Annotated in this window: 11 protein-coding genes; 9 read left to right on the top strand and 2 right to left on the bottom strand. The window is 63.8% G+C overall.

The annotated features are described in order from the left end of the window. Window positions 1-26 precede the first annotated feature (26 nt). The 6 genes from BM151_RS17375 (at window position 27) to BM151_RS17400 (ending at window position 6497) form a co-directional block, all read left to right on the top strand. Window positions 27-1028 (top strand): Hint domain-containing protein, encoded by a 1002-nt coding sequence (locus BM151_RS17375; RefSeq protein WP_342714590.1) that lies wholly within the window; start codon window positions 27-29, stop codon window positions 1026-1028. 504 nt (window positions 1029-1532) lie between these two features. After that, on the top strand, window positions 1533-2153 hold the full coding sequence (gene rpsD / locus BM151_RS17380) for a 30S ribosomal protein S4 (RefSeq protein WP_090062028.1): 621 nt from the start codon (window positions 1533-1535) through the stop codon (window positions 2151-2153). A 244-nt stretch (window positions 2154-2397) separates the two neighbouring features. Further along, window positions 2398-3429 carry an endonuclease/exonuclease/phosphatase family protein gene (locus tag BM151_RS17385; RefSeq protein ID WP_090062029.1) on the top strand — a complete coding sequence of 344 codons (1032 nt, stop codon included), beginning with the start codon at window positions 2398-2400 and terminating at the stop codon, window positions 3427-3429. 149 nt (window positions 3430-3578) lie between these two features. Beyond that, entirely contained in the window at window positions 3579-4718 is a 1140-nt protein-coding gene (hisC, locus tag BM151_RS17390; RefSeq protein WP_090062030.1) for a histidinol-phosphate transaminase, read from the top strand. Further along, window positions 4711-5637, top strand: coding sequence for a prephenate/arogenate dehydrogenase family protein (locus BM151_RS17395; protein ID WP_090062031.1), 927 nt, complete (start codon window positions 4711-4713; stop codon window positions 5635-5637). The genes hisC and BM151_RS17395 overlap by 8 nt, the downstream gene beginning before the upstream one ends. 194 nt (window positions 5638-5831) lie before the next feature. Further along, complete coding sequence (locus BM151_RS17400) at window positions 5832-6497, top strand: extensin-like domain-containing protein (RefSeq protein WP_245781249.1); 666 nt, start codon at window positions 5832-5834, stop codon at window positions 6495-6497. 292 nt (window positions 6498-6789) lie between these two features. Here BM151_RS17400 and BM151_RS17405 read toward each other — a convergent pair whose 3' ends face one another. After that, window positions 6790-7791, bottom strand: coding sequence for a DUF2125 domain-containing protein (locus BM151_RS17405; protein ID WP_090062033.1), 1002 nt, complete (start codon window positions 7789-7791; stop codon window positions 6790-6792). A gap of 111 nt (window positions 7792-7902) precedes the next feature. Between BM151_RS17405 and BM151_RS17410 the strand changes: the two genes are divergently transcribed. The 3 genes from BM151_RS17410 to BM151_RS17420 all read left to right on the top strand — a co-directional run bounded on the left by BM151_RS17410 (window position 7903) and on the right by BM151_RS17420 (window position 11382). Further along, window positions 7903-8469, top strand: a complete 567-nt coding sequence (locus BM151_RS17410) for a gamma-glutamylcyclotransferase (protein ID WP_090062034.1) — start codon at window positions 7903-7905, stop codon at window positions 8467-8469. Window positions 8470-8583: 114 nt separating this feature from the next. Next, window positions 8584-9756 (top strand): biopolymer transporter ExbB, encoded by a 1173-nt coding sequence (locus tag BM151_RS17415; RefSeq protein WP_090062035.1) that lies wholly within the window; start codon window positions 8584-8586, stop codon window positions 9754-9756. A gap of 3 nt (window positions 9757-9759) precedes the next feature. Beyond that, window positions 9760-11382 (top strand): peptidoglycan -binding protein, encoded by a 1623-nt coding sequence (locus BM151_RS17420; protein ID WP_090062036.1) that lies wholly within the window; start codon window positions 9760-9762, stop codon window positions 11380-11382. 12 nt (window positions 11383-11394) lie between these two features. Here the strand turns inward: BM151_RS17420 and BM151_RS17425 are convergent, their stop codons facing one another. After that, window positions 11395-12369, bottom strand: coding sequence for a M23 family metallopeptidase (locus BM151_RS17425; protein WP_090062037.1), 975 nt, complete (start codon window positions 12367-12369; stop codon window positions 11395-11397). Window positions 12370-12688: the final 319 nt, after the last annotated feature.

Genomic DNA, 12688 nt, shown 5'->3' on the forward strand with positions numbered 1-12688 from the left:
CGTGGACGCAAGGGGAACTCGACGGTATGTCCCCTGCGCCGCTTTCGGCTCTCACGCTCGGCGCCACATGGCGCTGGACCGGTGAGGCCGTTTGCGTCGACGGTGCGCGTGATGTCTACGTTTTGGACAAGGCAATCGGTCGCGCCGAATTGCATCAGCGCGCGGCACAATCGGTGCGCCGGTTGATCGGTGCGGCGCTCTCGGACGGGCCGGTCTATCGCGACCGCCGGGTGCGGACGCGGCTGTTCGACGGTGGTTTCGATGTCACCGACGGCATCAATCTCTATGAGATTACCCTGATCGACCGACCGGAGCTGGGCACGCCGCTTTTGATGTTCCTCGGAGAGGTGCCGCCGCCGGACACCGATCTCTGGATCGTTTCCTCACATATTGCCGCCGCCCCGAAAGACAGCGAGGTGACCCCCGGCGGGGTGATCTGTTTCACCCCCGGCACCAGAATCCTGACCCCTGACGGGCCGGGCCTCGTCGAAGAGCTGTCCGAGGGCGATGCGGTCCAGACCAAGGACAACGGTGTGCAGAAGCTGCGCTGGATCGGACGGCGTCACGTCTCCGGTGCCCGGCTCTATGCCATGCCGGAGCTGCGCCCGATCCGCTTTCGTGCCAATGCGCTGGGCGCGGGTGTCCCGGACGAAGATCTCATCGTCTCGCCGCAGCATCGCATGTTGATCGGCGGGCAGGCGGCGCGGGATCTGTTCAATGCCGATGAGGTGCTGGTGGCGGCCAAGGATCTGGTCAATGACACTTCGATCGTCAAAGAGCGGCATATGCGCCAACTGGAGTATATCCACCTGCTGTTCGACTGCCATCAGGTGATCTTTGCCAATGGCATGGAGACCGAAAGTTTCCACCCGGCCTTCGCCGATCTCGGCCAGGTGCCCGAAGCCCAGAAGGCGGAGCTCTACGAGCGTTTCCCGCATCTGGGGGAGACGCCGGAGAATTACGGTCCGGCGGCGCGGCGCACGCTCTCCACCGCGGAGGCGGCGATCCTCATGCATAATGTGGCGTGAGGGGCGTGGTTGCTTTGCGGGACGGAGTGGAGGTTTGAACCATATGCAACCGCCCGGAACAGCAACGCAGTTGCCCGGGCGTGCGCTGGACCGTGTCACGCCAGAGGCGTGCTTTCAGCACGACCGGTCAGGCGCATTTGGGGCCGCACGCACCGTTCTGATCTTTTCCGGATTTGGCAAATATAAAGCGCAACGTTCAAGCGTTGCCGCGCCTGCCCACAGTCCGGCGCACGCCCTCTGCTCCCAATGTCCGACATGGGCTCAAACCGGCCATTCGAGGTTTCCAAAGCTGGTCGTACCGAGATTCTTCCGATTTCCCGCCTGCCGCGCTTGACTCCCGGCGCTTCGGTTGTATAAGCCCGCCATCCGGTGTGCAGGGAGCCTTGCGCGCCGCGACCATATTTGGTGTTGGTGGCCCTCGCAAGAGGATGACCTGTCGCCCAAAGGGATGTCACCCGGCGGGAAAGGACAGCACCTTTCATTCCTACTGAAAGGATCCAGATCGTGACCAAACGCACGTCTGCCAAGTACAAAATCGACCGCCGCATGGGTGAAAACATCTGGGGTCGTCCGAAATCTCCGGTCAACCGTCGTGAATATGGCCCGGGCCAGCACGGTCAGCGCCGCAAGGGCAAGCTCTCCGACTTCGGTCTGCAGCTCCGCGCCAAGCAGAAGCTGAAAGGCTACTACGGCGATCTGACCGAGAAACAATTCCGCCGCATCTTCGCCGACGCCGAGCGTCTCAAAGGCGACACCGGTGAAAACCTCATCGGTCTGCTGGAATCCCGTCTCGACGCCGTCGTCTATCGCGCCAAATTCGTGCCGACCGTGTTTGCGGCCCGTCAGTTCGTCAACCACGGCCATGTGCTCGTGAACGGCCAGCGCGTCAACATCCCCTCCTACCGTGTGAAAGAGGGTGACGTGATCGAGGTCCGCGACAAATCCAAACAACTCGCCGTCGTGCTCGAGGCCGTCGGTCTCGCCGAGCGTGACGTTCCGGATTACGTTGACGCCGACCATTCCAAAATGACCGCGACCTTCGTGCGCAAGCCGGGCCTCTCCGATGTGCCCTACGCTGTGCAGATGGAACCGAACCTCGTCATCGAATTCTACGCTCAGAACTAAGCCACGCGCTTTTCTGAGCCGAAATCGACAAGACATTCGAAAGGCCGTCCTCTCGGGGCGGCCTTTTGCTTTGGGGCGCAGGCCGGGGCTCCTGGTTGCCCTTCCGGGCGGGTGCGCAAAGCTCCCAATGTCGCCAAAGGGCGCATGCCCAAACTTTCCCGCCTGCCGGTTTCCCCCACCTGAACCGAATCCCGTTTCGCGCTATACTGAACCGGTTGGTATCAGTGTCAGGGAGGGTCGGGTCATGGCTCAGCGGGATATTTCTTTCGGATCGTTCAATCTCTACAACCTGCAGCTGGCGGGTCAGCCGATGTATTCCGGCTCCCGTTGGTCCGAGGCCGAATATGAGGCCAAGGTGTTCTACACCGGCGCCGTGCTTTACCGGATTCAGGCGGATGTCGTGGGGTTTCAGGAGCTTTGGGCCGGCGCCGCGCTCGAAGAGGCGATGTCGGTCGCGGGTATGGAAGACAGCCATACCGCGCTGGTGCCGCCGGGCCACCCGGGGACACGGATCACCTGCGCCGGTCTGGTGCGCAACGGGATTCTGGAGGGCGAGCCGGAGTGGATCACCGATTTTCCGGAGGAAATGATGCTGGCCTCTGGCGGCGACGATCCGCAACAGGACCGGATTGCCGTGGCGCTCACGACGTTTTCGCGGCCCGTGCTGCATTTCACGGTGCGGCCGCATCCGGACACGCCGCTGATCCATGTCTTCGTCTGCCATTTCAAATCGCGGCGCCCGACCGAGCTCTGGCGCGAGGACTGGTATGAGCGCGACGTCCACAAGCCGCATCTCAACGCCCTGGGCTATGCGGTCTCGACCATCCGCCGCACGGCAGAGGCGACGGCGCTCAGGATGCTGATCACCAATATCACCAAGGGGACGAACACGCCGGTGGTGGTGATCGGCGATATGAACGACGGAAAATTGTCGAATACGCTCAATATTCTCTCTGAGCAGCCGCAATATCTCACCGGGCTCTCCGAGGGCGGCGGCGACAATGCGCTCTATACCGCGCAGACCTTGCAGGAATATCGCTCGACCCGGGATGTCTATTACACCCATGTGTTCAAGAAAGAGCGCGAGAGCCTCGATCACATCCTGTTTTCGCAGGAATTCTACGATCATTCGAAAAAGCGGCTCTGGGCCTTCGACGAGATGACCGTCGACAATGATCACCTCAATCTCGAGGATCACAAAGCCAGCGGCACCAATGATCACGGCATCCTGCGTGTCGGGTTCAAATGGAAACCGGCGGAGGGCGCCCTGGCCTGAGGCGCGGTCCGGGCGTCGGCGCGCGCGCGCTCCGTGCATTTGTGCAAACCGACGCGTGCGGGCAACAGCCGCGTTTTGGCTGTTCATCTTGCTGGCAATGTCTTGCGCCGGACGCTATGAGAAGCGGGAAATTCTAAGCGAGTGGACCTATGACCCGTTTGATCGAACCGCAACCCGGCATTCTTGACATCGCGCTCTATCAGGGCGGTGCCAGCCATGTGCAGGGCGTCGAAAATGTGATCAAGCTGTCTTCGAACGAGAACCCGTTCGGGGCGCCGGAAAGCGCGAAGGCAGCCTTTGCCAAGGCGGCGCATAATCTGCATCGCTATCCGAACACGGATCATGCCTCCCTGCGCAAGGCCATCGCCGATGTGCACGGGCTGGATGCGGAGAGCATCATCTGCGGCGTCGGCTCGGATGAGATCATCACCTTCCTGTGCCAGGCCTATGCCGGCGTCGGCGATGAGGTGATCTATACCGAACACGGGTTTTCCATGTACAAGATCTCGGCCCGGGCCGCCGGTGCCCAGCCGGTCTGTGTGCCGGAACGCGAACGCGTGGTCGATGTCGATGCCATTCTCGCCGCCTGCACCGAGCGCACCAAGCTGATCTTTATCGCCAACCCGGCCAATCCCACGGGCACGATGATCGGTCAGCGCGACATCGCGCGGCTTGCCAATGCCATCCCGCCGCAGTGCATTCTGGTGCTCGACGGCGCCTATGCCGAGTTTGTCGAAGGCTTCGACGGTGGCGCGGCGCTGGTGGAAACGCGCGACAATGTGGTGATGACCCGGACCTTCTCGAAGATCTACGGTCTCGGCGGTGTGCGCATCGGCTGGGGCTACGGGCCCAAGGACATCATCGATGTGCTGAACCGCGTGCGCGGGCCGTTCAATCTCTCCGAGATGCAGATCGCCGCTGCCGAGGCGGCGGTGAAGGATCGTGATTGGGTCGAGAAATGCCGCGACGACAACACCCGTCTGCGGGCCTGGCTCGCCGAGGCGCTGATGGAGCTGGGCGTGCCCTCGGACACCTCCTGTGCCAATTTCATTCTGGCGCGGTTTCAGGACCAGGCCGAGGCCGAGGCCTGTGACGACTTCCTGAAGTCGAACGGCATCATCGTGCGCCGGGTGGCGGGTTATGGTCTTCCGAATTGCCTGCGCATCACCGTCGGCGATGAGGCCTCCTGCCGCCGGGTCGCCCATGTGATCGGGCAATTCAAGGATCAGAAGGTCAAGGGCGAACAGGGTTTGACGGACGCGGCCAGCGAGGATCAGAGCGGTGGCTGAGGTGATCTACAACCGTGTCGCGCTGATCGGGCTTGGCCTCATCGCCGGCTCGATGTCTCTGGCGATGCGCCGCGCCGGTGTGGCGGGCGAGATCACCGGCTATGCCCGTTCGCAGGCCACCCGCGACACGGCGCGCGAGATCAACCTCGTGGATCGGGTCTGTGATACGGCGGTCGAGGCGGTCGAGGGCGCCGATCTCGTGGTGCTTGCCGTGCCTGTGGGCGCCATGGGGCCGGTGATGCAGGAGATCGAAGCGACGCTCAAACCGGGCGCGGTGGTCACCGATGTCGGCTCCGTCAAAGCCTCGGTTCTCGAGGCGGTGATGCCGCATATCCCCGAGGGGGTCGAGTTCGTCGGCACCCACCCGATGGCCGGCACCGAACATTCCGGGCCACGCTCGGGCTTTGCCGAGCTGTTCGACAACCGTTGGTGCCTTGTCGTTCCCCCCGAAGGGGCCGACGAGCGCGCGGTCAAGAGGCTCGAAAGCTTCTGGGCCGCTTTGGGCGCCAATACCGAACGTATGGACCCGGAGCATCACGATACGGTCTGTGCGGTGGTGTCCCATGTGCCGCACCTGATCGCCTATACCATGGTGGGCGTCGCCGACGACCTGCGTCGGGTGACCGATCAGGAGGTGATCAAATTCTCCGCCGCGGGGTTCCGGGATTTCACCCGCATCGCCGCCTCGGACCCGACCATGTGGCGCGACGTGTTCCTGACGAACAAGGATGCGGCGCTGGAGATCCTCGGACGTTTCACCGAAGAACTGTTCGCGCTTCAGCGCGCCATTCGCACCGGTGACGGCGATCATCTGCACGACTATTTCACCCGCACACGGGCGATCCGCCGCGGCATCATCGAAGCGGGTCAGGATACCGACGCCCCGGATTTCGGTCGCGGCAACAAGAAAGGCGCATGAGGGCCGGGGGGCTCATATCCCTTGCCCTGAGCCTCGTGCTCTGCGCAGGCGCTGCCGCCGCGCTGGAGTATTCGATCATTCCAGTGGCGCGTCCCGGTTCTGGTTCTCCTTTGCCCACGGCAGAGTTCAAGACCGCGCCGAAAGCTGTCTCGAGTCATTCTCCGGTCCTCCGTCCTGGATCGCGCGGCGTTGCCGTGGTTGCGCAGGCGCCAGTTCAGAGCAGGCGTGGGTTTGCTTCGCCCGTACCGGTCCCGCGTCCGGCAGGGCTGTCGCGCCAGACCTCCGGCCCGGCATATAGCCAGCCGGCGGTCGCCCCGGTCAATGCCAGTGCACGCGCGGCTGCGCTCTGCGGCGTCCGTGACATTCGCGGTCAGAAGCTCGGGCGCATTCCGGGCCAGATCGCGGGCTGTGGCGTGACAGAGCCGGTGCAGGTGACAGAGCTGGCGGGGGTGCGGCTTTCGCGCCCTGCGGTGGTGGATTGCACCACCGCCAAGACGCTCCGCAATTGGGTCGAGAAAGACGCCAAGCCCGTGATCGGCCGTCTGGGCGGCGGGCTTGCCGAACTGCAGGTCGCAGCCAGCTATGCCTGTCGTCCGCGCAACAATCAGCCCGGGGCGAAAATCTCCGAACATGGCAAGGGGCACGCCGTCGATATCGCCGCGCTCCGGCTTCGGAACGGAATGGTGCTTTCGGTGCAATCGGGGTGGAATGATCCGGTGCAGGGCAAGCTCCTGCGCAGGTTGCACAGCTCGGCCTGCGGACCTTTCGGCACGGTGCTCGGCCCCGAAAGCGACCGCTTTCACAAGGATCATTTCCATTTCGACACGGCGCGGTATCGCTCGGGCAGCTATTGCCGCTGAGATTGGCTGCGACCTGAATTATGCAGGTCAAATCTGAGGAACCAAGGAGACGTTCGAACTTTGCGCAACCGCCCGGAACAGCAACGTAGTTGTTCGGGCGTGCGCCGGACCGTCCCGTCGGTCTGGCGCATTGCCGCCCCCGCGCGTGCGATCTGATCTTTTCCGGATCTGAATGGGATAAAGCGTTTCGTTCAAATGTCGGATGCGCCAGCCCACGGTCCGGCGTTCGCCCTCGTGACCCATGTCCCCAAGGGGCATCTCTACCAGCGGCCACAGTTCGTATGAGGTGCCCCTAGCGGATCACGATCCGTGGCGCCGGTCCCAGCGGGATGAAGCCGAGCGAGATCATCCCGTCCTTCAAGGTCAGCTCCGCGTCGATCGAATCCTTGCGCCCCGACAGGCCTGCGAGCATCTCGCCGCCGCGCAGGGCCAGATTGCTCATGTTTTCGGGGATCGCCCCGGTGGAAATCGCCAGCTCGACCATCTCGCGCCAGTTTTTCGCCTTCACCGCCAGCGTGCCCTGCGGATAGCCGCGTCTGTCGATGTCAAACGTGCCCGCAAGTTTCAGATCGAGCTTGCCCCATTTCGCGGCCAGTTCCTCGAGCTCGATATGGGTCGGTTGCGGCCGCGGGCCTTCGAGCGCGTGAATGTCCCAGGGACCGTCGAACGTCGCGCTCATCGCGAGGGTCAGGGTCTCGAACCGATCCGACAGGAGACCCTTGGGGTCGAGCTCTTCGATGAGGCCGCCGGTGGGCGCAAAGCCCTCGATCGAGGCAGAAATGTCATGGGTGAGCGGGGCGTCGTCGCGGCGCTCGGTCGTCACCGTGCCGGATTGCAGCGTAAAGCCCCAGGTCGCGGTGGATTGCAGGGTCAGCGCGGTGAGGGTCGCGGCAGCATGGTCGAGCGTCAGGCTCGGGCCGGGCGCGACGAAAAGCTGCGCCTCGGCCAGCTCCTGGGTGATGTCGAGCCGCTGATACGGCGAGGCCAATGTGACCTCGGGCGCCATGCGCAGGGTGAAGCGCGTCGGGCGGTGGCTCTGGCTCAGAATGTCGATGCGCGGGGTCGAGAGCGCCACACCGGTGCGCGGATCGGCGAGTTTCGGGGCGAGGATTTCGGTGTCGAACCGGGTCGGGAAACCGCGCGTCTTGATCTCTTCCGCCTCGGCCTGCCAGCCCTCGCTGGCGCGGGCGTCGATCCAGGCGGAGATCGCCGTTTCCGTGCTCTTCGCCCCGATCATCCAATAGGCGGTATAGATCAGCACGGCGGCCAGCACGAGCCAAAGCAATTTGCGCATCAACGGGTCCTCATGTCTCGACTGTCAGCGCGGGGTGGTCTTTTCATTCCCGCTCGGCCCGTGTTTAACGGGGACGATCTCAAGAAGAAAGCCGACAAAGAGGGCAGGGCGATGACAAGCGATCACGAGTTGATCCGGGACGGGTTTTGGGTCTTTGGCTATGGCTCTCTGATGTGGAACCCCGGCTTCGAGTTCCTCGAACGTCATCCCGCCCGGCTGATGGGGTACAGTCGGTCTTTCTGCATGTGGTCGATCCATCATCGCGGCACGCCGGAGGTGCCGGGGCTGGTGCTGGCGCTGGACGAAGACGCCGCCGGGCAATGCCAGGGGCTCGGATTTCACATCGGACCGGAGGTTGCCGAACAGGCGCTGGCCGATCTGCGCGAACGCGAGCTGGTGTCTTCGGCCTATCTCGAACGCGAGGTCATCCTCCATGTCGATGACGGGCGCAGGCAACGCGCGCTGGCCTATGTCGTCGATCCCGATCACGACCAATATACCGGCGCCCTGAGCCTCGAACGCCAGGCCGAGGTGATCGCCGGGGCCTGTGGCGGGCGCGGGCCGAATTGCGACTATCTGTTTTCGACCGCCATGCATCTCTCTGAGCTGGGCATGGAAGATCCCGAACTGACCGAGCTGTCGGAGCTGGTGCGCCACCATATTCAGCTGCACCGCTGATTTCGCGGCGATCCCACCGGATTATCCGGCAACACACGAAATCGCGTGTTGGCAGACGGGGGGTCTTGCCCCTATCGTGAGCCAAGAAATCAACGACAGGTCAGGACAGGGTCGATGGACCAACCCGATCGCGAGGGCGAGCTGAAATTCTTTTCCCAGCCGGTGCGTCAGATCACTTTGATGGTGATCGTGCTCGGGCTTGTGGCCTTTGGCTTCAACATCGCGCTGCCGCGGGTCGGACCGGTGTTCTTCGCCAATCTCTATCTCAATGGCTTCATCGCCATCGTCTTCGTGATCGGCATCCTGTCCTGTTTCTTTCAGGTGGTACAGCTGGTCGCCTCGGTCAACTGGATCGAACGCTTTACCGGGCAACGACCGCGCGTTCCGGGCAAGAAGGCGCCGCGTCTTCTGGCGCCGCTGGCGGCACTTCTGCGCGACCGCAATGCCCGGACCCAGATTTCCTCGACCTCGGCGCGTTCGATCCTCGACTCGGTCGCCACCCGCATCGACGAGGCGCGCGACATCACGCGCTATATTGCCAATCTGCTGATTTTCCTTGGCCTTCTGGGCACGTTCTACGGGCTGGCCACGACCGTACCGGCGCTGGTGCAGACGATCCGCTCGCTCTCACCTTCGGCTGGCGAAGGGGCCAGTGATGTGCTGACGCAGCTGATGAGCGGGCTCGAGAGCCAGTTGGGCGGCATGGGCACGGCCTTTGCCTCCTCGCTTCTGGGCCTCGCCGGCTCGCTCGTCGTCGGCATGCTCGAGCTGTTCGCCTCGCATGGTCAGAACCGGTTTTTCCGTGAGCTCGAAGAATGGCTGTCCACCATCACGCGTCTCGGGGTGGCGGGCGATGGCGAGGGCGGCGATATGTCCGGCGCCGTGGCGGTTCTCGATCACATGGGGCGTCAGATGGACGAACTGCAAGGCCTCTTTGCCCGCGCCGATGCCGGGCGCGCCACGACCGAAGCGCGGCTGGAACAGCTGGCGATCTCGGTCGACCGGATGGTCGTGGAACTCTCGGGCGAAAGAGAGCTGGCCCATGTCATGACCCGTGTCGCCGAGGGGCAGGAGCGTCTGGTGACTGTGCTGGACAATCGCGAGTCCGGCGGCGGCGGCGAGGGCATCGACGCCGAAAGCCGGATGCGCCTGCGCTCCATTGATGTGCAGCTTTTGCGCATTCTCGAAGAGCTCTCCGCCGGGCGTCAGGAGAGCCTCGCGGAATTGCGCGCCGAGATTGCCGGTCTGACCCGGACACTCCGCGATCTCGGCGATCAGGGCAGGTGATCCATGGCCGTGCTGCGCCGATCTTCCGCCCGCATGTCCGGCTCGATCTGGCCGGGGTTCGTCGATGCGATGACGGCGCTTCTCTTGGTGCTGATGTTCGTGTTGACGATTTTCATGGTGGTGCAATCGATGCTGCGCGATCAGATCACCGGACAGGAACACGAGCTCGACGCGCTCACCACCGAGCTGACCGCATTGGCCAATGCGCTGGGGCTCGAGCAGCAGAAGAGTTCCGGCCTGGAGACCCAGTTGGGCGAGCTGCAAGCCACTCTGACCCGGAGCCGCGCGCGGGCCGAGGCTCAGGCCGAAACGATCCAGGGGCTCGAGGCGCAAAACGCTGCGCTCACCGGGCGCATCGCCTCGTTCGAACAACAGGTGGCAAGCCTGATCGCCGAACGCGACGCGGCCCTGAGCGACGGCACGCAGCTCGCCGCCCAGATCGAGGATCTGGAAGCCGCCAAGGCCCAGCTGATTTCGGAACAGGAAGCGGCGCAGCTCGCCCTGGCGAAAGCCCGCGACGAGATCGACACCGCCACACAAGAAGCCCGGCTGGCCGCCGCCCGGCGCGAGGCGCTGGATGCGCTGGTGGCACAGTTGAAATCCGAGGCGAATGAGAGGCAAGTGGCGCTCGAGGCGGCGCAGGCGGATCTCTCGCAGGCGGAACAGGACCGTCTCGCCGATGCGGCGGCCTTGCAGGCGCTGCAGGAGCGGCTTGCCGGGTCTACCGAAGAACTCACGGCGATGACGCTGGCGCTCGAGGAAGCCCGCAAGGATGCCGAGGAAACGCTGACGCTTCTGGCGGCGGCGCGCACGGCCCGCGATCAGTTGCAGGGCCAGCTCGACCGACAGGTCACGGATCGCGAAAAACAAGCCGCGCTTCTGGCCGTGGCGCAGCAATCTCTAGCGGAAGAAGAGGCGAAGTCGGCCGAGGGCGAGCGCAAGCTGGCACTTTTGAACGCCCAGATCGCCCAGATGCGCGAACAGCTTTCCTCGCTGCAATCGACGCTCGATGTGCGCTTGGCGGCGGATACCGAGAGCAAGGTGCAGATTGACAGCCTGACCCAGCGGCTGAACGCTGCTCTGGCCCAGGTCGCGGCCGAGGAGAAAGCGCGCGCGGCTTTGGAAGAGGCGGAGCGGATCAGGCTCGAGGAAGAGGCGAAATCGCTGCAAAACTACCGCTCCGAGTTCTTCGGGCGGATGCGCGAGATCCTTGGAGACCGCGAGGGCGTGCGCATCGTCGGTGACCGGTTCGTGTTCAGCTCTGAAGTGCTGTTCGAACCGGCATCTGCAGAACTGGGCCCCGAAGGCAAACGCCAGATCGCGGGCGTGGCGCGCATCCTGTCCGACGTGGCCTCCGAGATCCCGCCCACCATCGATTGGGTGATCCGGGTCGACGGCCACACCGACAAGACGCCGCTTTCGGGCACCGGGGAATATCGCGACAACTGGGAATTGTCGCAGGCCCGGGCGCTCTCCGTCGTGCGCTACATGGTCAATGATCTCGGCTTCGATCCCTCGCGGCTTCTGGCGGCGGGGTTCGGTGAATATCGTCCGGTGGCGATCGGCGACAATCCGGAGACCTTGGCGATGAACCGCCGGATCGAATTCAAGCTGACAGAGAAATAACCAGACGCAGGATCAATTGCTGATCTGGAACCGTTCCTCGCGGCGGTCGATTTCCTGATCCTTGCGGATGAGCTGCACGGTGGCGCTGTAGCCGCCGGCGGGCCAGCTGCCCGGATTTTTCCGACCGATGGCGCGGTAGAGCTGGGCCTGTTCCTTGTCGATGGTCACGTCGCGACCGATCACTTCGCCTTCGGGGCCGAAGATCGACATGCGCAGGATGTCCCCGGAGAGCGCGCCATAGGCAAAGCCGAAGACCACGAGCGCCGGGCTCTCGGTGGTGAGGCGCTTGGCGCCGGCGGTGCCGGCCTTGACGCTTTGATAATCGGGAACCTGGGTGTCGATGCCGACCGAGAGCAGCCCGCCGGCATGATAGACCATGTCGCGATCCCAGAGCGTGCCGCCCATGATCGCCTCGATGCCACAGGAAATCAGCCCGCCGGGGTTGAACGGGTCAACGACCTTGCCGTCATGGCGCACCGCCAGATGGACATGCGGGAATTGCGTCATGCCGGACAGGCCGACCTGACCCAACACCGTGGTTTTCGAGACTTTCTGGCCTTTTTCGACGGCGATCGTGCCGTTCATCATGTGGCAATATTGCGTGGTCCAATTGTCGCCATGGTCGATCACCACGCCATTGCCGCATTCGCGACCGGTGATGTCCGGTGCACCCTCGGTGCCTTGCGGGACATCCTCCATGCCGTCGCGGGTGGCAATCACCGTGCCGGGGGCGGCGGGCAGGACATCGACACCTTGCCACATGTCGATCACGGCGGGCAGGGCGAAATCCGTGCCCTTGTGCCCGTCATAGGAGAGCGTGCCACAGGTGAAATCCGCGGCCCCCGGGCCCGGGTCCGCATCGACGTAATTCTGGATATAGCAGGTTTCGCCCAGGGTGCAGTCAATCGGCGGGCTGAGGATCGGGTCCTTGGCCAGAGCTGGCGTGGCGATGGTGAGAAGGGCGAGGGAGAAAAACGTGCGGATCATGGCGACAAGCTTGCCGATGCGCGGCGCGCCGTCAACAGGCGAGAGATCACAACCGGTTGGGCCGGGGGAAAAGCGTGGGGCTGTGTTGCGAATGCCTGCTTTGCGGGACGGAGATCTGGGCGCGGGATAAGGCGAAGCCGCCGCGCCTGCGCCTGCCCGTCCCGGCGGGCTGGCGCATTTCATCGGCACGCAAACCTCTGATCATGGATGTATTTTGCACCATAAAGAGCGCCGCACAGTCGTCACGGCGCCATCCCACGGGCAGGCTTGTCGTGGCTCGCGTTGCACGACGTTCGAATGTCTGGCCTGGGCTCATAGC

The sequence above is a fragment of the Celeribacter neptunius genome (assembly GCF_900113955.1).
Classification (GTDB): domain Bacteria; phylum Pseudomonadota; class Alphaproteobacteria; order Rhodobacterales; family Rhodobacteraceae; genus Celeribacter; species Celeribacter neptunius.